The sequence below is a fragment of the Metabacillus sp. KH_069 genome (assembly GCF_057838075.1).
In genome coordinates this window covers 4,067,177-4,087,988 of record NZ_CM174460.1, presented here as the reverse complement: position 1 = coordinate 4,087,988, position 20,812 = coordinate 4,067,177, and the positions used below count along the sequence as shown (strand labels likewise).

Annotated in this window: 15 protein-coding genes; 14 read left to right on the top strand and 1 reads right to left on the bottom strand. The window is 41.1% G+C overall.

The genetic code is table 11. The features are described 5' to 3' along the window. Positions 1-10: 10 nt before the first annotated feature. The 14 genes from AC3ISE_RS20610 to wecB all read left to right on the top strand — a co-directional run bounded on the left by AC3ISE_RS20610 (position 11) and on the right by wecB (position 19,481). On the top strand, positions 11-811 hold the full coding sequence (locus AC3ISE_RS20610; protein ID WP_489222420.1) for a hypothetical protein: 801 nt from the start codon (positions 11-13) through the stop codon (positions 809-811). Between the two features lie 48 nt (positions 812-859). Further along, positions 860-3,094 (top strand): SpoIID/LytB domain-containing protein, encoded by a 2,235-nt coding sequence (locus AC3ISE_RS20605; RefSeq protein WP_489222419.1) that lies wholly within the window; start codon positions 860-862, stop codon positions 3,092-3,094. 333 nt (positions 3,095-3,427) lie between these two features. Beyond that, entirely contained in the window at positions 3,428-4,306 is an 879-nt protein-coding gene (gene galU / locus AC3ISE_RS20600) for a UTP--glucose-1-phosphate uridylyltransferase GalU (protein WP_489222418.1), read from the top strand. A 22-nt stretch (positions 4,307-4,328) separates the two neighbouring features. After that, entirely contained in the window at positions 4,329-5,642 is a 1,314-nt protein-coding gene (locus AC3ISE_RS20595; RefSeq protein WP_489222417.1) for a UDP-glucose dehydrogenase family protein, read from the top strand. A 291-nt stretch (positions 5,643-5,933) separates the two neighbouring features. Beyond that, entirely contained in the window at positions 5,934-7,646 is a 1,713-nt protein-coding gene (locus AC3ISE_RS20590; protein WP_489222416.1) for an N-acetylmuramoyl-L-alanine amidase family protein, read from the top strand. Positions 7,647-7,829: 183 nt separating this feature from the next. Continuing rightward, complete coding sequence (locus AC3ISE_RS20585; RefSeq protein WP_489222415.1) at positions 7,830-8,837, top strand: class I SAM-dependent methyltransferase; 1,008 nt, start codon at positions 7,830-7,832, stop codon at positions 8,835-8,837. Then, positions 8,837-11,041 carry a glycosyltransferase family 2 protein gene (locus AC3ISE_RS20580; RefSeq protein ID WP_489222414.1) on the top strand — a complete coding sequence of 735 codons (2,205 nt, stop codon included), beginning with the start codon at positions 8,837-8,839 and terminating at the stop codon, positions 11,039-11,041. Before AC3ISE_RS20585 ends, AC3ISE_RS20580 begins: the two co-directional genes overlap by 1 nt. 254 nt (positions 11,042-11,295) lie before the next feature. Continuing rightward, a complete protein-coding gene (locus tag AC3ISE_RS20575) occupies positions 11,296-11,658 on the top strand; it encodes a hypothetical protein (protein WP_154318511.1) in 363 nt (120 codons plus the stop codon). Positions 11,659-11,684: 26 nt separating this feature from the next. Continuing rightward, on the top strand, positions 11,685-13,313 hold the full coding sequence (locus AC3ISE_RS20570) for a glycosyltransferase family 4 protein (protein ID WP_489222413.1): 1,629 nt from the start codon (positions 11,685-11,687) through the stop codon (positions 13,311-13,313). Positions 13,314-13,404: 91 nt separating this feature from the next. After that, the gene (locus AC3ISE_RS20565) at positions 13,405-14,664 is read left to right on the top strand and encodes a nucleotide sugar dehydrogenase (protein WP_489222412.1); all 1,260 of its coding nucleotides are present in this window, start codon (positions 13,405-13,407) and stop codon (positions 14,662-14,664) included. Positions 14,665-15,347: 683 nt separating this feature from the next. Next, positions 15,348-16,127: an ABC transporter permease gene (locus AC3ISE_RS20560; protein WP_133312733.1), complete on the top strand. Its 780-nt coding sequence runs from the start codon at positions 15,348-15,350 to the stop codon at positions 16,125-16,127. Next, positions 16,128-16,862: an ABC transporter ATP-binding protein gene (locus tag AC3ISE_RS20555; RefSeq protein WP_070878247.1), complete on the top strand. Its 735-nt coding sequence runs from the start codon at positions 16,128-16,130 to the stop codon at positions 16,860-16,862. Then, on the top strand, positions 16,859-18,076 hold the full coding sequence (locus tag AC3ISE_RS20550) for a glycosyltransferase (protein ID WP_489222411.1): 1,218 nt from the start codon (positions 16,859-16,861) through the stop codon (positions 18,074-18,076). Before AC3ISE_RS20555 ends, AC3ISE_RS20550 begins: the two co-directional genes overlap by 4 nt. A 259-nt stretch (positions 18,077-18,335) precedes the next feature. Continuing rightward, positions 18,336-19,481, top strand: coding sequence for a non-hydrolyzing UDP-N-acetylglucosamine 2-epimerase (wecB, locus tag AC3ISE_RS20545; protein WP_133312731.1), 1,146 nt, complete (start codon positions 18,336-18,338; stop codon positions 19,479-19,481). A gap of 29 nt (positions 19,482-19,510) precedes the next feature. Here the strand turns inward: wecB and AC3ISE_RS20540 are convergent, their stop codons facing one another. After that, on the bottom strand, positions 19,511-20,743 hold the full coding sequence (locus AC3ISE_RS20540; protein WP_489222410.1) for a glycosyltransferase family 4 protein: 1,233 nt from the start codon (positions 20,741-20,743) through the stop codon (positions 19,511-19,513). Between the last annotated feature and the right edge of the window lie 69 nt (positions 20,744-20,812).

Sequence of the window (20,812 nt, the reverse complement as noted above, 5' to 3'; positions counted from 1 at the left end):
GATGATTATAATGAAAAAAATGCTGACTAGTTTCTCTCTGATTCTTTTATTTTTATCAGGATGTGCAGCAAGTGATGAAGAGGCTGGCAAACAAGAAGAAAATCCTTCTGTGACTGAGCCTGTTGAAAAAGAGGAACCGGTGAAAGAAGAACCTGATCAAACAGAGCTTCCTGCTAAAGAAGAAACGGCTAAAGACCAAGAGCAAGAAAAGGTTCAGAATGAAGAAAGTGAACCTGAGGCAAGTTCAGAAGAAAATATGGAAAAGCCTAAAGAATCTCCAGAAAATACCGATAAAAAAATGGAGAGTGAACAAAGTACGGCAGGTCCATATTTGGAATATCGTCCTGAGACGGGAGCAAAAAAACAATTTAAAGAAGGCGGAGTCGTTTTACTCACAGAAAATGTGACGGCAGCTAATAAAGAATATGTCCAAATTGCTCTGACATTGGGTGATTCAACAACCACTCAGATCTTTAAATGGACAGACTCTGAGATTACCCTCGTGTACGAGGATCGTGAGCTGCAGGACCATTCTGTCAGTATACTGGACTCATTTGAGCCGAATATGAATGAAAAGCTGCTCGGAAGCGGAGCTGATTGGAAACTGCTAGAAAAATCAGCAGCTGTCGAAACGCCTTACGGAAAACAGAAAAATGTATTCGTCATTCAGAAAATATCAAATGAAGTAGTAGACGAGGAAACCATTTTTACAAGATATTACGCTCCTAAACTCGGACTCGTAAAAGAAGATTTTGAACTTACCGGCGAAAATGGGTATAAGGGTGAGTCAAGTTTGTCTTCTGTGGAATAAACTGCTAATGCTAGAAGCTCTCAATCTATCATAGCGGAGGAACTACTTTTGAATAAGGCTTTTATGTCAATTGTTGCATTAACACTATTCTTTTTGTTTGCGGAAGAAAATGCGTTTGCTGCTAATAGTAATCCTTCAGAAGTGTCTGTTAATCTCAAACACTATGTCGGCAATGCCAAAGAAGTAACGGTTCAAGTTGAAGGCGAATACTATTTGGCCGGAGAAAATGATTTCAAATTAAAAGATGGAAATACTTATAAAGTGAAAAATGAAAGCGGCAGATTGGTTTTGTATAATGGCAGCGTCAAGAACAAGATGCTAAACAGTTCTGCAGCGTTTATGCCTGTAAAATACGGCACTGAAAATTATATGAAGATTGGTGGCCGTTCTTATTTAGGCACGATGAAATTCAAGGTCGAAAACAGTCAGTACGTACGTCCGGAAAATGAGCTTCCTCTTGAAGATTATTTAAAAGGCGTTGTACCTGGAGAAATGTATCCAAGCTGGCCTGTTGAGGCTCTTAAAGCACAATCCGTTTCAGCGAGAACGTACGCATTAAAAAGAATAAACCAAACAATTGATGATACAGTGAGTTTTCAAAAATATGAAGGATATATTTGGAATAAATCCTCATATACCAACACAAATGAAGCAGTTAACCGGACAAAAGGCCAAGTTCTGAAGATGAATGGTAATCTGATTGAGGCTTTATACAGCTCAAGCAACGGCGGTAAGACGGAAAATAATGCAAATGTATGGACGAGCGGAACACCGCTGTCTTATTTCCCTGCAAAAACAGATCCTTATGACCCTAGAACACCATGGAAAATCAGCGTGAATGAAAATCAGCTGGACCCGGCTCTGCTTGATTTAACGAAGCCTGCAGATTGGTGGGGTACTGTAAAGGAAAAAGACGTGAAGTATTCAACCAATATCAAGACATGGCTTAAAACAGATAAAAACTTCACGGGCAAAGACCTCAAAATTGTAAAAGTATCAAAGCTTGCAGTTTCGAATGAAAAAACAAGCGGAGATCGAAGAAAAACAGGAAGCTACCGCATTGAATTTTATGTTAAGAATGCAAATGGCACCTATCAGATGAAAGACGGCAAGATTGAAACCGTAGTAAAAGAAGGCACAAACGTCAACATCACTGCCCTTCGTTCTATGTTTGGCACGGTGGAATTCAAAAGTCATTTAATTGATTCCCTGACATTTGAAAATGGTGTCTACACTTTTAACGGCCGCGGCTTTGGCCACGGCGTCGGAATGAGCCAGTACGGCGCTAAAGCCATGTCCGATCAAAAGCAAAATTATATGGAAATTACCAATTTCTATTACCCAGGCACAAACTATGATAACTATATTGGTCAAGCCGTTGAAGAAATTGAAGGCGCAGACCGCTATGAAACAAGTGCAGCCATTGCCGAGTTCGGTTGGGCATCCGCAAACACGGTCTTTATCGGCCGTGGAGACAACCCAGTTGATGCTTTAACTGGAAGCGTACTTGCCAAAAAATACAATGCACCATTGCTATTATCCAATCCTACTCAATTATCTGATTCCGTTAAACAAACGTTAGCGAATCTGAATCCTGCAACTATCTATATTCTTGGCGGAAAATCGGCCATTTCTGATTCAGTGGAAGCAGAGCTTAAAGGTATCGCAGCAAATGTACACCGCATCAGCGGTTCAGAGCGATATGATACGGCAGCAGCAGTTGCTAAACAAGTAGGCCATTCCGGCTCAATCTTTATTACTTCTGACAGCAGTGACTCGCCGGATGCTTTGTCCATTGCTTCCTATGCAGCAGCTGAGCAGATGCCGATCCTTTATACAAAAGCTGACACTGTTCCAAAAGCAGTTGCAGATTACATCAGCGGCAGCGGTGTACGCAAAGTAACGATTGTCGGAGGAGAGACAGCTGTATCAGCTAAGGTTCAATCTCAGCTTGAAGCTTTAGTAGGTGCTGGCAATGTTGACCGCGTGTACGGAAAAGACCGCTATGAAACCAGCGTAAATATCGTGAAAAAATACAACCTGGACAATCGTAAAGTCTTCTTTGCAAGAGGGACAGAGTTTATTGATGCTCTGCCTGGTTCAGTGCTGGCGGCAAACGACCGGGCACCTATCATTCTAGTAGAAAAAGATGCCGTTCCGCTGCATGTCTCAAGCTACATCTATGATCACATGACATTCATTCCGCACATTCACTACCTGGGCGGAAAAGGAGCCATCTCTGAGCAAACCCGCAGCAGTCTGCAAAACTGGTTTCTTCAGTAATTAATAGAAACTGACTCTAAAAACGTTGGAAGACGGTTTTGGAGTCAGTTTTTTTCTGTTTTTGTGCTGTCTCCTTATCTGTCTGCCCGAGTCTGACCAGTGGGTTCCGCTTTTCGTCATTGTCCAGCTCCGCCTCCTAGCCCCTCGGCCAGAACGGCTCCGCCAGTAAAGGCAAAAAGCGCCTTTTCTGTCGGACCCTTATCTGTCTGTCGGGTCTGACCAGTCGGCTCCGCTTTTCGTGTTTACAAACATTTATAAAACCTTAAAGGAATAGACTCTATTGATGTTGTAATATAAAGAGAGAGACTTTTGACATAACCAGGGGGTAGACACATGCATGTGAAAAAAGCGATCATACCGGCTGCGGGTTTGGGAACAAGGTTTTTGCCGGCTACGAAGGCCCAGCCTAAAGAAATGCTGCCGATTGTTGATAAACCCACGATTCAATATATAATCGAAGAAGCCGTTGCTTCCGGAATTGAGGACATCTTAATCGTGTCCGGACGAGGGAAACGTGCGATTGAGGATCATTTTGACAAATCCTATGAGCTTGAAGAAACGCTGATTAAAAAAGAGAAATGGGATTTGCTCAGCAAGGTCCAGGGCATCTCCGAGCTGGCCAATATTCATTATATCCGTCAAAAAGAGCCTCTTGGTCTCGGGCATGCGATTTATTGCGCCAGAAGATTCATAGGCAATGAACCTTTCGCTGTTATGCTTGGTGATGACATCGTTCAATCTGAGGTTCCTTGCTTAAAGCAATTAATCGATGTTTATGATCAATTTCAAAGCACAGTGATCGGCGTGCAAAATGTAAAGCCTGAAGATGTTTCGAAGTATGGAATCGTCAGCTATAATGAAAATGAAAAAATGGCTGACAATGTCTATAAAGTAAAAGATTTAGTCGAAAAACCAAAGCGGGAAGATGCGCCGTCCAATACGGCTATTTTAGGAAGGTATATCCTGCGTCCGGAGATTTTTGACATTCTCGCAAATCTTAAACCGGGTTCAGGCGGAGAAATACAATTAACAGATGCTCTAAAAGAACTTGCCCATCAAGAAGAAGTAACGGCTTTTCATTTTAGCGGCAAACGATATGATGTCGGAGACAAGCTTGGCTTTATTCAGGCGACAATCGACTTTGCCATGGATAACAGTGAGCTGAGAGAAGATATTCTGCAGTACATAAAAAATAAAGTGTCAAACGGATAGAGAAAGGTCAGGGGATGACTCAGTGAGAATATCAGTTGCTGGAACCGGATATGTCGGACTTGTCACGGGGGTATGCTTAGCTGAGATCGGCCATCAGGTAACATGTGTAGATATCGATGAAAAGAAAGTTGATCTTCTGAACAATGGAGTTTCTCCTATTTATGAACCTGGTCTAGAGGATTTAATGAAGAAAAATGTCCAGGCAGGAAGATTGTCTTTTACCGCAGATTCCCGCACAGCTTACGGTGAAAGTGAAATTATTTTCATCGCTGTCGGCACCCCGGAAAAGGAAGACGGATCTGCTGATTTGACGTATGTAGAAGCGGCAGCTGTTCAAATCGCTGAACAGATTCAAAACGATGTGATTATCGTTGTGAAAAGCACCGTTCCCGTCGGCACAAATGAACATATTCTTGAGATCGTCAATCAGTATAAGGCGCCATCCATCCATGCAGAAGTCGCATCTAATCCTGAATTTCTTAGAGAGGGTTCTGCCATCCATGATACCTTTCACGGGGACCGTATCGTCATTGGATCACGCTCTGCTTTTGCTGGGGATAAGCTTGAAGAAATCTACAAACCGCTTGGTATTCCAGTAGTCAGGACGGATATTAGAAGTGCGGAAATGATTAAGTATGCTGCAAATGCATTTTTGGCAACGAAAATCAGCTTTATCAATGAGATCGCCAATATTTGCGAAAAATTAGGCGCGGACATTGAAGATGTGGCAGAAGGCATTGGGAAAGACGCCAGAATCGGTTCGCAATTTTTAAAAGCCGGTATCGGATATGGCGGCTCCTGTTTTCCGAAAGATACAAAGGCATTAGTCCAATTAGCAGGGAACGTACAGCATAAATTCGATCTGCTGAATTCGGTCATCACCGTAAACAACCGGCAGCCGTTAAAATTAATCGAGTCTGCGAAAAAGCATTTGGGTTCTCTTGAAGGGAAAAAAGTGGCTCTTCTCGGCTTAGCTTTCAAACCTAATACAGATGATGTCAGAGAAGCTGCTTCGCTTGTCATAGCGAAGGAATTGGTGAAGGAAGGTGCAGTCGTTACCGGGTACGATCCTATCGCACTGAATGAAGCCCGGAAGGTGTTAAAGGAATCGATTACATATTGCGGCACGATTGCTGAAGCAATCACGGATGCAGACGCTGCATTTATTGTGACGGAGTGGGATGAAGTCCGCACGTTCCCAATGAACCTCTATCAGGAAAAAATGAACACCCCCATTTTAATTGATGGCAGAAACATCTATCCGCTGAGAGATATTCCTGAATGGATGACTTACGTTTCAGTAGGACGCAAAGAAGTAATAAAAGGCCGTTCTTAAGTGATTTCAATCCCTTGAGAATGGTCTTTTTTTGGTCCAGTTTCTGAATACTTTCTGAAACGGCAAAAATACTTGCCGGAATGGCCCATTTCCTTTCTAAAAGAGTTAAATACTTGCCGATTTCAGTGATTTACTTTCCTTTTTCCATCTGTCTCCTAATTAAATTCCATACATTTTTTTCTAAATATCCCTAAAGATTTCCCGGATTGATTCGATATATAAACTGAGCAGGCTGTGCGGAAAGTCCCGGGCAGTTTGCCAGTTTACAAACACCCGGGAGGAACGTATGGAATGAAAAAGCTTTTAGTCAGTATGATTGCCGTTTTTTTACTTGCTGCAGGAATGATTGAATTTTGGACGCCTCAAAAAGCAGAAGCTTCAACTGTTACCTTTACATACTACGCAAAAAATGAGTTTGAAGCACGGACCGGCCCTGGAGATCGTTTTTCAAAAGCGGGAAGAGTTGGGTTTCAGACAGCCTTTACCATTAAAAAAGGCGGAATCAGCAGCGGCTGGGCTGAAATTAAGCTTGGAGGAAAAACCATGTATGCCAAGGCTGCAGACATTACGAACAAAAAGCCTTCACAGCAGGTATACTTTAACTATTATACCAAGGAACCTGTGAGTTTTTACGGGGGCAGAGGGACCCAGACGAAAAGATACGGATCTATAGCAGAGGATGCTATCATCAAGGTTGCTAAAGGAACAGTTCTAAATGGCTGGGTAGAAATCAATCATAAGGGAACAAAGTATTATGCTGATTACTCAAAACTCACATCAGCCCAGCCGGTATACTTTACCTACTATGCTGTTAAAAATGTAACCTTATATAATGAAAGAAATACAAAAACACCTAAGACAAAAATTGCGCCAGGTTCTGTTGTGAAAGTCAAAAAAGGCAGTGTCATCAGCGGCTGGAGCAGAATCGAATACAATGGAATTAAAGGGTATGCACTATACAGCAGCATCAAAAGCAAACCGGTTTACTTTACCTATTACGCAAATAAAAACACAAAAGTTTATACTTCAAAAAGCACAGCTTCTTCCGTGCTCGCGTCACTGACAACCAATGATCAAACAAAGATCAGACAGGGCGGGATCGCAAATGGGTGGGCTGAAGCTGACCATAATGGCAAGACAGGGTATTTAAAAGCATCTGATATTGTAAATAAACCAGTCGTTGTCGAAGAAATTGCACCTAAGGAACTAAAGTACTATGTACGCGAAAACTTGAGTCTTCGCTCGAAAAAAAGTACTAGCTCAACCATTATTCTTACAATCCCGCAAGGCAAAGAAGTAGAAGTGCTGAAACCTGCAGAACTTAAAGATGATTGGGTTTCCGTTAAATACAGCGGAAAAACGGGATATGTCTCAGCAAAATATTTGACTCTTGAACCTGTTGCAAAAGATACAGAGCTGAACAAAGTCATTGTGATCGATCCTGGTCATGGCGGTAAAGATCCTGGAGCAATTGGAAATGGCCTGCAGGAAAAAGATGTGACTCTGGCAGTCGGTAAAATCGCTGCTGACAAGCTGAAAAAATTAGGCTATGACGTACAGATGACCCGATCAGATGACACTTATCTTTCTTTAAACGAACGGACCGATTTTTCATACAGCAAGAACGCCGGTGTATTTGTCAGCCTTCATATGAATTCAAGCACGGCTCCATCAGCTAATGGAACAGAAACATTTGCAACAAACGGCAGCGGCAGCTTTAGCACGGCGTCTATGACTGACAAAGAAAAAGCAGACAGTGCAAAACTTGCAGCTTTTATTCAATCACGGTTAGTAACTGCCTTAAAAACGACAAATCGGGGCATAAAAGAAGAAGCGTTCTATGTCATTGATAAAAATTATACAAGATCTGTGCTCATTGAAATGGGCTTTATTTCAAACAAAAATGATGCTTCCATTTTTAAGACGAACAGCGGCAGGGATACCGCTGCTGAGGCGATCGCACAGGGAGTCAACGACTTCTATCAATGGAAGAAAAATAACTAATGTTCTAAGCCTGCAACCAGTGTTTTTGGTTGCCGGTTTTTTTTATGGTTGTTGCCGAAAGACAATTTTCGATATAATAAGTAGGGCCTTACAGAATACATAGAATAATTCTGCAAAAACTAGCACCAACGAGAATTGAAATTACGTCTTTGCCATTTTACATAATTAATTGGAGGAGTTTCTTTGAGTAAACTTATTATAGATCGTGTTAATGAAGCATATTATGGAGCTTTAGGAACAGATTTCAGCAAGAAAACCAGAGAGCGCATAAATTGGATTGTTACACATGTTACAGGCAGCAAAGTGCTTGATATTGGTTGCTCACAGGGTATCAATGCCATATTATTAGGTCGGGAAGGCAAAAAAGTAGATGGAATCGATATCTCTCAAGAATCAATCGAATATGCAAAAACAGAGCTCGGCAAAGAACACCCGTCTGTTCAGGCATCTGTATCATTCAAGGTGTCAAACTTCATGACGGATCATGATATAGAAAAAAACTATGATACCATTTTACTCACGGAAGTCCTTGAGCACATCAGTGACCCGGATTCCTTTTTAAAGAAAACAGCGTCTCATTTGAAGCCGGGCGGCAGGCTGATCGTAACCGTGCCCTTTGGCATCAATGATTACTTGGATCATAAACGCACTTATTACTATTCTTTACTATCAGAACAATTGGGCGCTCATTTTAAAGTGGAGTCCTTTGATTATTTGGGGAAGTGGACGGGCGTTATCTGCACAGCTTCCAAAGATGCCAATCCATCTTTTTATTCGGTAGAAAGCACGCAGAAATTGGAGCAGGGCTTTTACTGGCTTGAAAGAGATTATCTTCAGCGAATCGGCACGCTGATGGGACAGGCAACAAGAGATGAAAAAGAAATGAAGGAAATGCAGAAGAATCAAGACGCAGCTGAAAAAATGAAGATATTATATGACGAGCTGAAAGCGCAAAGCCGTGAAAAGGATGAATACATCCGTCAGCTGCAGATTGAAACCGTTGAGCTGCTGAACCGTGAAGAGGAAGCGTTAAAAGCTGCCCTAAACCGCTCAGAAAGAATTGAAGAGTTAAGCAGAAAAGTATCAAACCTGGAACATCGCTATAATGTTCTGAGAAAATCCAGATTCGGCAGAGTCCAATTGAAGTTCTGGGAATTAAAGAAAAAAATAGCTGGAAGAGGTAGGAAATAATGCTTAAAGAGGAAATACTCAAACGTTTAGAGAGAGTCCGACTAACACGAGCAATGAAACTGGGGTATGACATAGAAGAGGAAATCGTGCGCAAGAATGATAAGCCTCTTTATGATAAAGGGATCAGCATTATTTTACCTACCTATAAAGGTGAAGATGTCATTGTCAAATGCCTGGAATCATTGGCAGATCAAACGCTTGATCCTTCATTATTTGAAGTCATTGTCATCATTAACGGGGAAAAAGACCGTTCAGAAGAACTGATCAATCAGCTGATTGCAGAGAGAAATCTTACGAATATAAACGTCGTTGTTCTGGAAGAAGCAGGGGCGTCACTTGCGAGAAACAAAGGGATCTCAATTGCATCCCGTGAATATTGCACGTTCCTTGATGATGACGACTATTTTTCAAAGAACTATTTAGAAGAAATGTACAAGCTTGCAAAGCCTGATACAATGGTGATTTCACAAATCTTCAACGTTGAGCCGGACGGAAAAGTGGTGGCTTCAAACGTAATCAACAGACAAATTATGAAATCCGTTGTCAGCAAACAGCATGCCTACTATAAACTGCATACCGTTCTGACAATCAACGGCTGCAAATTAATTCCTACTTTGTATTTGCAAAAGTACCGCTTTGACGAAACGTTAAAAAGCGGAGAAGACATTGCATTTTTCACAGAGCTTGTAGTTAAAAATGATTTGAAATATGAGCTTGCACCCCTTACAAAACAAGTTGTTTATTATCGTACATTGAGAGCTAATTCCGTTTCAAGACAGGGAATGACTTTTGATTTTAACGTGAAGCAGCGTGTGCAGGTTATTGCGAAGCTGAATCAAATCCTTGCTGAGGAAGAGCTGTCAGCTACAAAAAGAGATTTTGTTGAACGGAAAATCAACGCTCAAAGCAGTTTTATTGTCAAATACTATGAAGCACATCCTGAGGAATACAGTGACGTAATCAGAGAAATCTCTGATATGAAGCCGATCTATTTCCCTTATCACTTAATTAACAAGGGTCTTGTAGAACGCCTGGTCATTTCCTACTGCTTCCCTCCTTATAACGATACGGCCGGAAACGTAATGGCTAAACGAATGAGAGCGTCAGGAAAGATTTCGGATGTTGTTTACAATACGATGGATTCTGTCCGAAATAAAAACGTGTCACTAAACCAGATGGTGGATGACTTGATCAGCACCCGTTTGCCAATTAAATCTCCTCCAAGCTTTGCAAATTGGAATTCGATAAAGAAGTTTGTAGATATGGGCTTGGCGGAAATTGATGAACTTGTTGCAAAAAATGGCGTACATAAAGAAGTTTACAGCCGCGCGATGTGGGTTGCTTCCCACTTTCTTGCATATGAGTTCAAAATGAAGCATCCGGAAACAAAATGGATTGCCGAATTTTCCGATCCGCTTCTATACGATATTGAAGCTAAAAAGAGACAAGTTGAAGTCACAGATGCTTCTTACTTAAAGAAATTAGAAGAGAGCGTGAAGAAAGCGGGAGCACCGGGTTCAAGCGAAGACAGCCTCTTTTTCTGGTGTGAATATCTGCCGTATGTTTTTGCTGATGAGTTAATTTTCACGAACATCAATCAGCTTAACTATATGGTTGATTCTTTCCCAATTGAAGAGATTAAGCCTATGATCAGGGGAAAAGCTGTGATTGAACCGCATCCGACGCTACCTGAGCGCTATTATCATTTAAACGAATTTGACTATCCGCTCATTTCAGATGAACACGTCAATATTGCTTACTTCGGCAATTTTTACAGCAAGCGCAATCTGAACGACATGTTTGATGGCTTGAAAGCTGCCGGCGCTGATGTGCAGGACCGCGTGCTTATTCATGTTTTCACTTCAAAACCGGATGAGCTTGCAAGCCAGCTTGAAAACGATCCGCTTGAAGACAATATTATCGTGAACGATTTCGTCGATTTTTATAATTTCCTTAACTTATGTACGAAATTCGATACACTGATCGTAAACGATGCTGTTACGAAGGACAATAAAGATGTGAATCCGTATTTGCCGTCTAAATTGAGTGACTACATTGGCAGCGGATCTGATATTTGGGCGATTTACGAGGAAGGCAGCGTACTGAGCCAAAGCGAGCATGCAACATTCCTGTCTCCGCTTAACAATACGAAAGCTGCTGCTGAAGTTTACGAAAAAATGGTCCATAAAAAATTCAATAAATAATCCCAAAAACAGAAAAGTATGAGCCCGTTTCATATTTTTCTGTTTTTTCTTTTGTTTTTCTGACTGAACTGGAAGCTGTAAACAGAATGAAAAGGGCACATCAAGAGAAAATAAAAGTATCATCTATATCATTAAAAATTGGAATAATTGTCTTGTAACGGTTTTGTTACTTTTAAAAGGGCAGGAACTTTGGTTAAATGTGTGTAGGGATAAAGATTTAAAATCTTCTGTTATAGATGAGAGGAGCTGAACGAATGAACAGCCATACAAGTACACAACAGGATATGATTCAGGTAAATAAAGAAGAGTACGATGCATTGGTTCAACTATCGAACAGGCTAATTGAAGATAAAAAGGAAATGGAGGAAGAATTCAAAGAAATTCTGTCCGCTATTACCGATGATATAGAAATGAGAGAAAAAATTGGAGAAATCCTCGGCAAAAAGGAATTAGAGTCCTTTAAGGCAATGGATATGAAACCAGAAGTGATCATTGAAACCATCAAACAGCAGGAAGCAACAATCAATGACCTGCAAGCAAGATTATCAAAGCTTGAGAAATCAAAGCTCGGCAAGCTGCAGTTGAAATACTGGCAGCTTAGAAAGCGGAATAAATAAGACTAAAAGACAGGGGGAGGAATGCAGTGTTAAAAATAGATCCAGCTGACGTATACAGCTATTTAGATAAATGGCCAGAAAAAACAAACTCAACATATGCTGTCACGATCGAGAAGAAAGACGGCTTGACAATCAAGTCGGTTCAGCAGAAAAAAGAGGCGCCGCCAATTATCATTTATCAGGATAACAAAAAGATCTACAAAGATGTTTTAAAGCCTGATGCTACAATGACTGCAAAGCTTGATGGAAAAACTTCGGGAAGTCTTCAGCTGCAGCAGGTCGTCGTCGGCTTTGACACCAATAACAAGCAAGTGTTCAGTGTCTACAATCCTTTAGGCAGCGAAATGATTGTGACGTTTCCGGAATCCGCTGTAAGCTACGCAGTTGGTCTAAGGATATCAGGTGATGGAGAAGCCGTTTTATCGGAGTTTTCATTAAAGTCCTATAACCAGCCCCCATTGGTCAGTAAAAAAGAGCTTTTCTCTGTCCGTTCGGATGTTGACTACCTGCTGATCACCAATGTTTATCCGGAAAAAAACAATTACTATCAGAACATGTTTATTCACAGGAGAGCCTTGTCTTATAAAGAAAGAGGAATCAATGTAGCGATTTTCAGGCTGAATACGTCACCTAGCATCGGCTACTATGAATACGAGGGTATTCCCGTTTACATGAGCGGTGACGAAGAATTGACTCGATTATTGGATTTCCGCTCTTATAAAAAAATCTTATTCCATTTCATCACTGAACGGATGTATGAAGCTGTCAATAAATCAAATGCGAGAACTACACCGAAGCTGATCTGGGTTCACGGCTACGAAACGACAAAGTGGTACCGCAGATGGTTTAACTTTTACAAAGATGCCAGCAGCCTTCGCTCTGCTCTAAATCAGGCGCCGGGCAATCAACGCCAGCTTGATTTTATGCATAAATTATACAGTTCCAATGATCGGACCATAAAGTTCATCTTCGTTTCGAAATGGTATAAGGAGAATGTTGCTGAAAAAGATGCAAATGCCATTGTGAAAAATTACAGCATTATTCACAATGTCATCGACGATCAGCTTTACCGCTATGAACCGAAGTCAGCTGAACAGAGGAAAAGAATACTGACGATCCGTCCGTTTGCATCGAGAACATATGCAAATGATCTAATGGTAAAAGCAATATTAGCTCTGAAAGATCAGCCGTTTTTTAGTGAGCTTGAATTTGATATTTTTGGACAAGGCCCCTTGTTCGACAAGGAAGTAGAGCCGGTTCGAGGTCTTTCAAATGTGCACCTGCACAACCATTTTTTGTCCCAGGAGCAGATTGCAAAGCAGCATAAAAGCCACGGTATTTTCCTCGGTCCTTCCAGAATGGATTCCCAAGGAGTTTCTCTTGGCGAGGCGATGTCAAGCGGATTGGTTCCAGTAACGACCAAGGTTTATGCGATTCCTGAATTCATTGATGAGACGTGCGGATTTTTAGCAGACAAGGAAGATTATTTAGGCTTAGCTCAGGCAATCGAATATCTTTACTATAATCCGAAGGCTTTTCTTGAAAAGTCAGAAGAAGCTGCGCACCGCGTCAGATATCAGTGCGGCAAGGACAAAATGATCCGTGCGGAAGTAAAGGAAATAACAGAAGCATCTAACGAGAAAATTCTCCAATAACAGCCGCGACTTCATCATTGACATGATGTTTTCAAAACTGTAATGTGGTAAAAGGAGAATTTTATGAACTATCAACTGGAGGAGAATTCACATGAAGATCGCAACACTTGGTCTTGGTTATATTGGACTGCCGACTTCTATTATGTTTGCAAAGCATGGCGTAGACGTGCTTGGCGTAGACGTTCAGCAGCATGTTGTAGATTCATTAAACCAAGGTAAAATTCATATTGAAGAGCCTGGCCTTCAAGAAGCACTAGAAGAGGTTATGGCATCTGGCAAATTCAAAGCATCAACACAGCCTGAAAAAGCAGATGTATTCATTATTGCTGTTCCAACTCCAAATAAAGATGATCAATATAAATCTGTAGATTTAAAATACGTATTAAGCGCTACTGAAATGATGATTCCTTACCTTGAAAAGGGCAATACAGTCATCGTAGAATCAACAATCGCGCCTCGTACAACAGACGACCATGTAAAACCTTTGCTTGAGAAGCATGGCTTTACAATCGGCGAAGATATTTTCTTAGTCCATTGCCCAGAGCGCGTACTGCCTGGACAAATTATGCATGAGCTTATTCACAACAACCGCATCATCGGCGGTGTGACAGAAGCATGTAAAGAAGCCGGAGCAAAAGTGTACAGCACGTTTGTAGAAGGCGAACTGATTTTGACGGATGCTAAGACAGCTGAAATGTCAAAATTAATGGAAAACACGTTCAGAGACGTAAACATTTCCCTTGCAAATGAGCTTGTGAAAATCTGTACAGAGCTTGATATCAATGCTCTTGATGTGATCGAGATGGCTAACAAGCATCCGCGTGTTAATCTTCATCACCCTGGACCGGGCGTTGGCGGACATTGCTTAGCAGTTGACCCTTACTTCATCGTTGCAGAAGCTCCTGAACAAGCGAAGCTGATCTACCAGGCACGTGACATCAACGTTTCTATGCCATCATTTGTTGTAGAAAACGTATCTAAAATGCTTGGCGGTTTAGACGATAAAAAAATCACCGTATTCGGTCTGACATACAAAGGGAACGTAGATGACATTCGTGAAAGTCCGGCAATGGATATCTACCAGCAGCTTAAAATGGCTGGTGCCAACGAAGTGATCGCTTACGACCCGCATGTTCAAAAAGACTGGGTAGAAAAAGACATTCAAACAGCTGTGAACAATTCTGATCTTGTTTTAGTTCTGACAGATCACAACGAATTTAAAGCACTTGATGCAGCTGACTTCACAGGCATGAAAACAAAAAGAATTTTCGACACGAAAAACATTGTGAAGGATTGCCCGGAAGAGATCACATACATCAACTTCGGTAACCTTTATAAATTTGTAAAGTAACACACATCTTAATGTGAAAATGGACCATATTCGTTTATGGTCTTTTTTTATTCAGCTGTAAGGTTTTGTAGAGAGAATGTAAGGGGTAATAGAGACAGATACTAGGCAGAAACCCTTTTTGCTGGCAGTGGTCTTTCGCTAGGAAAAGGCACTTTGAGGTTGTGATTTCCTGTTTTTTGTTTTGTGCTGGAATAAGGAATCAAACACTATCTGTGATTCCACTAGTTTTGTTTTTGCGGAGAAAAGTGGAATCAACCGTATGCTGTGATTCCTCCATTTTGGTTTTTGCGCAGGAAAGTGGAATCAACCGCACGCTATGATTCCCCCATTTTGGTTTTTTGCGCAGCAAAGTGGAATCAAACAGCCGCTATGATTCCGCCATTTTGGGTTTTGCGCAGGAAAGAGGAATCAACCGGACGCTATGATTCCACCATTTTGGTTTTTGCGCAGGAAAGTGGAATCAACCAGCCGCTATGATTCCTCAACTCAGATCCTTGTACAGCAAACTGGAATCAGCAGTAACCCACGGCTCCCTAATTATGTGCTCTACGCTATCACCTTACAGCACAAGCCAATTTCAAATCATGTCAAAACTTTTACATTTCATTGTAAAACTTGAAAGGTGATTTAACTAAGTATATTATTATTAAGGTGCAACATTTTGTTAGTTAGGAGAACATCTTATGCTATTAGATACATTAAAGGCCATAAAAAATAACAAAGACTTGATCTATCACTTGACTGCTTCTGACTTTAAAGCAAACAACTCAAGAACATACTTTGGTTTTCTATGGTGGATCTTGGATCCGATTTTTTATATGGCCATTTTTTACTTGCTGGTCGTGGTTATCCTTGATAGAGGCGGAGAGAATTATGCAGTGATTATCTTTACTGGCTTAATTCCGCTGAAATTTGTAACGGCTGCTCTTGTAGATGGAACGAACGCCATCTCATCCAAAGGGAATATACTGCAGCAGGTTTATGTACCGAAAATTATTTTTATTATCGTTCGCTTACTTGTTAACTGCATTAAATTTATAATCAGCGCCGTTGTGCTTATTTTATTTTTGGCGATATACGGAATTGACTTTTCATGGAATATTCTCTATTTCCCGTTCATCTTTTTGATCAATGCATTCTGCCTATTAGGCGTGATGATTTTCCTTGCCCATCTTGGCGTCTTTATCCGGGATGTGAAAAATATGATGCAATATATTTCAAGGGTCTTAATGTATCTATCACCTGTATTGTTTGAAATGAAAGACGTACCTGCTAGTTTAGTTCCATATCTCTATTTGAATCCTTTTACAACATTTTTGGAATCCTATAGAGACGTACTGATTTACGGCAGACCTCCTGAATTTTTACCGATGCTTATCTTGACCATTCTTTCACTTGCTATCTTGTATTTAGGAATACGCCTGTTAAACAAAAATGAAAAAGAATATGCTAAGGTGATTTAATTGAGTGAAAATATAATTGAAGTAAAAGATCTCTGGGTATCTTATCCGGAGCATACAGAAAAACCATTAAAAAAACTATTGAATCTTCATAAAAAAGATGACCGCTTCTGGGCACTTAAAGGCCTGAACTTCGAAGTGAAAAAAGGCGAGGTTCTTGGCGTAATCGGACGTAACGGTTCCGGTAAAAGTACGCTGTTAAAGCTGCTCAGCGGACTGATTTCTCCTGATAAAGGCGAATTCAGCATTATGGACGAGGAACATCCGGTTCTTCTTTCATTAGGAGCGGGATTTCAGCCGGAGCTTCCTGGAATCGAGAATATTTATTTAAATGGCTTGCTGCTTGGTCATAATAAGAAAACGATTGATGAAAAAATCGATGATATTATTGAATTCTCCGAGCTTGGCGATTTTATATATAAACCTGTGCGCACATATTCTGCGGGAATGAAATCAAGACTTGCATTTGCTACGGCTATTTCACTTGATCCTGAGATTCTTCTCATTGATGAAGTTCTGGGAGTAGGCGATACAGCTTTTCAGCAAAAATGCCGTGAAGCGATTATGGAGAAAATCAAACAAGAAAGAACGGTTATTCTTGTAACCCACTCATCGAATCTAGTAAGAGCGATCTGTGACCGTGTTGTATGGATTCACCTTGGCGAGCAAAAGGCCGTCGGCGAAACAGGCCCGATCGTCAAGGAATATGATGAGTTTATGAAACTGGCAAGAAAATGAATATTCTCATGCTGCTGTATAAGGATATTCCTTATGATGCGAGAGTAAAAAGAGAGGCCCTGGCATTAGCTGAAGCAGGACATGCCGTATACTTAGCCTGCGTCAGAGAATTCCAGGAGCCTGATCCTTTTTTACATAAAAACATTCATTTGATTCGGATTGGCATTTCGGTTAAAAGCATTAAAGCTACTATGTCTAAAGGGAATGCAAGTGCGCAAACAAGGCAATCTGCAGTAAAAAAGCTGATCGTCCGCACGGCGAGATTGCCGCTTGTCAAAATTCCTAAAGACTACCTGACCTACTATGAGTTTTATAAAAAGGTCAAAGCGCATTTAAAAGATATCTCGATTGACGCTGTTCATTGTCATGATTTAAATACGCTGTGGCAGGGGCACATGCTGTCAAAGGATTTCTCTGCGAAGCTCATCTACGATTCACATGAAATCTTCAATGAGATGGCCGGGCGCAATCAGCTCGACCGCATCGCAGGCTATGCGATGGAAAAACGGCTTTTTCAAAAAATCGATTATCTTGTAACAGTAAATCCTTATCTTAGAGATTATTTGTTTGAAAAAAATGGAGAAAAACCATGTGTGCTCATTCAAAATATTCCTCTTTTCCACAAGGATGTCCTTAAACAGGATAAAGCGATTGACTGGGATTATCCATTCAATGAAAATGATACGATTCTGCTTTATCAAGGAGGATTTTCTCCGTACCGCGGGCTGGAATTGATTATCGATGCAATGGCAAAGCTTCCTGAAACCTATAAACTGGTGATGATCGGTTCGGGTATTATGAAGGATGAGCTAGTCAGCCGTACAGTCTCACTTGGACTGTCAGACCGGGTCTTTTTTCACGATCAAGTATCGTCTGAGGATTTAATTCATTACACCTTGAAGGCTGACATCGGCCTTGTGATGTATGAGAAGGTTTCTAAAAACAACTATTATTCAACACCAAATAAAATCTTTGAATACCTGCAGGCAGGCGTTCCTGCCGTTTCTTCCAATCACCCCGGCAAATCTGTCATTATTGACGAGTATAAAACCGGCGTGCTGGCAGAGGAAACGCCAGAAGGCATTGTAAATGGGATTTTAGAGATTATGAACCAATATGCTTACTATCAGCAAAACTGCCTGCGTGCCCGAGAGGTTTTAACTTGGGAGGCAGAAAGCAAAAAGCTGATACAGATGTATGAGAATTTATCGTAGTGGATGTGGGGTTTAAGGCACCACATCTTTTTTAAAAGTTTTGCACTTTGATGTCTAGCTCCATCGCCTAACTCCTCGGCCAGAACGGATTTGCCAGTAAAGGCAAATCCTTATCTGTCTGTCGGAGCTAAACAGGCGATTCCGCTTTTCTAATAAAATTGTAATGAAATCCTAATAATAAAGAAAAATACTCTTTTCAGGCACGTGATATAATGAACAATAGCTGCCTAAAATGAACTATAAAAGGAGTTTCGTATATATGGATCGCAAATTAAAAGTCATGACTATTTTCGGTACAAGACCTGAAGCCATCAAAATGGCACCGCTTGTGCTTGAACTTGAAAAGTACCCGGATGAAATTGATTCAATCGTTACTGTAACGGCCCAGCACCGTCAAATGCTTGATCAGGTTCTGGAATTGTTTGAGGTTACTCCAGATCACGATCTGAACATTATGAAGGACCGTCAGACGCTGACAGGTGTGACGACAAAAGCGCTTGAAGGCTTAGATGAAGTGATGAAGGACGTTAAGCCTGATCTTGTACTTGTTCATGGTGATACAACGACAACATTTGTAGCAAGTTTAGCTGCCTTTTACAATCAAATTGCTGTCGGCCATGTAGAAGCAGGACTCAGAACGTGGAACAAATACTCTCCATTCCCTGAAGAAGTGAACCGTCAAATTACTGGCGTAATCGCAGATCTTCATTTTGCCCCAACGAACAAAGCGGAGGCAAATCTGCTTCAGGAAAATAAAAAAGGCGAGACCATATACATAACAGGCAACACGGCGATTGATGCTTTAAAAACAACAGTTAAGGATTCCTACTCTCATGAAGTGCTTGAAAAAGTAGGATCAGACCGCATGATTCTATTAACAGCTCACCGCCGCGAGAATTTAGGAGAGCCAATGCGCAACATGTTCCGTGCGATAAAGCGTCTGATTACAGAGCATGATGATGTTCAGGTTGTTTACCCTGTCCATTTAAATCCGGCTGTTCGTGAAGTAGCAGATGAAATTCTCGGAAATGATCCTAGAATTCATTTGATCGAGCCGCTTGGCGTTTATGATTTCCATAACTTCGCTTCTAAAGCTCATATCATTCTTACCGATTCAGGCGGCGTACAAGAAGAAGCGCCATCTCTGGGAGTACCGGTTCTTGTTCTGCGGGACACAACTGAGCGCCCTGAAGGAATTGAAGCAGGGACATTGAAGCTTGCAGGCACAGATGAGGAAACAATCTATCAGCTTGCTTACGAGTTGCTTAACAATAAAGAACGCTATGAAGAGATGTCGAAAGCCTCTAATCCATACGGAGACGGAGAAGCTTCAAGACGTATTGTGGAAGCGATTCTGCACTATTTTAAAAAGCGTGATGAGAAGCCTGTGCCTTTTGAGGTTTAATGGCCAAAAAAGACGACCTGATTCTGAAATCAGGTCGTCTTTTTTATATGTTTCATACTATGAGATGCTTTGCAGTCTTGCAGGGCTTCCGAAAGCTCTGCTGCCTGTGTTTCTCTGTTAAAAGATTGAAGAAGATGATGACGCAGGTTTTTCTTCATGTCTTTAAGTGTTTCAGGCTGGCTTTGAGCGAGCTTGAGTGCGCGGATAAAGTCTTCCGGATTCTCAGGTTCAAACGTGAAGCCGGCATGATTTTTCTCTACGATCTCTCTTGCTTCACCTTCAACGCCGATCAGTACCGGCAGGGAAACCGCCATATAATCAAACACTTTGGATGGAATCGTAATCTCAAATAACGGATGCTTTTTTAAGCTGACAATGCCAAGATCGGCGCTGTCATAGTAGGAAGCTAATTCTTCTTTTCTTTTGCTGTCCAGAAAGAGCACGTTGGTTAAATGATTAGCTTTCACTTGTTCCATTAAAGCTTCTTTTTCCACGCCGTCACCTATGAACATAAAGCAGACAGAAGGATCATCTTTCAGCTTTACCGCAGCCGTTATAATGGTCTGAAGACCTTGCGCTGCGCCAATATTGCCTGTATAAAGGACGAGGAATTTATCTTCAATCCCGTATTCCTTTTTCACATCATTCCTTTTTATTACAGGTTTTAAGGCACTTGGATTCACTCCGTTTGGAATGACAATGATCTTCTCTGCTGAAATACCCAGGTCTATCAGACGATCTTTATAGCCTTGTGTGACGACAACAATCAGATCGGCTTTCTTATAAATGAAATTCTCAAGTTTTCTGGCAAGATTCAGTAATTTTTTGTTTTTAAACTGACCTAAAATTTCAGCGAAGTCGACCCATAAATCACGGACTTCAAAAACGAACTTTGTTCTATGAATGCGGCTCAGCACATACCCGGTAACCCCTTGAAAAAGCTGAGGGGAGGTTGCATAAACAATGTCCGGCTTTTTAACGAGCAAGCCGCTTGCGATGCTTGAGCACATGAACGACAAGTAGTTGGCTAAACGCCGGATTGAGCTTTTTTTAGTATCACGTATGCGAAAAGAGCGATAAACCGATAGCTTGTTCACCTTCTCTTTGCTGTACAATTTAGAAGTTGATTCATGATTTGGAAAGGCCGTCAGCACATGCAGATCATGCCCCAGGTTTGAAAGATTCGTACTCATATCAAAGGCACGGCCTTGTGCGGCACCAATTTCAGGCGGAAAGTGCTGTGTTATATAAACGATTTTCATAGTGATCCCTTTCCATTAAAAATTAGGATATGTCAATACAATAGTGTAAAGTATAAATTGAAAAGTTAC

Excerpts from the sequence above, each read along its gene's own strand:
- AC3ISE_RS20610 (WP_489222420.1), top strand. The coding sequence starts at position 11 with ATGAAAAAAATGCTGACTAGTTTCTCTCTGATTCTTTTATTTTTATCA.
- wecB (WP_133312731.1), top strand. The coding sequence starts at position 18,336 with ATGGATCGCAAATTAAAAGTCATGACTATTTTCGGTACAAGACCTGAA.
- galU (WP_489222418.1), top strand. The coding sequence starts at position 3,428 with ATGCATGTGAAAAAAGCGATCATACCGGCTGCGGGTTTGGGAACAAGG.
- AC3ISE_RS20560 (WP_133312733.1), top strand. The coding sequence starts at position 15,348 with ATGCTATTAGATACATTAAAGGCCATAAAAAATAACAAAGACTTGATC.
- AC3ISE_RS20580 (WP_489222414.1), top strand. The coding sequence starts at position 8,837 with ATGCTTAAAGAGGAAATACTCAAACGTTTAGAGAGAGTCCGACTAACA.
- AC3ISE_RS20550 (WP_489222411.1), top strand. The coding sequence starts at position 16,859 with ATGAATATTCTCATGCTGCTGTATAAGGATATTCCTTATGATGCGAGA.
- AC3ISE_RS20565 (WP_489222412.1), top strand. The coding sequence starts at position 13,405 with ATGAAGATCGCAACACTTGGTCTTGGTTATATTGGACTGCCGACTTCT.
- AC3ISE_RS20540 (WP_489222410.1), bottom strand. The coding sequence starts at position 20,743 with ATGAAAATCGTTTATATAACACAGCACTTTCCGCCTGAAATTGGTGCC.
- AC3ISE_RS20575 (WP_154318511.1), top strand. The coding sequence starts at position 11,296 with ATGAACAGCCATACAAGTACACAACAGGATATGATTCAGGTAAATAAA.
- AC3ISE_RS20590 (WP_489222416.1), top strand. The coding sequence starts at position 5,934 with ATGAAAAAGCTTTTAGTCAGTATGATTGCCGTTTTTTTACTTGCTGCA.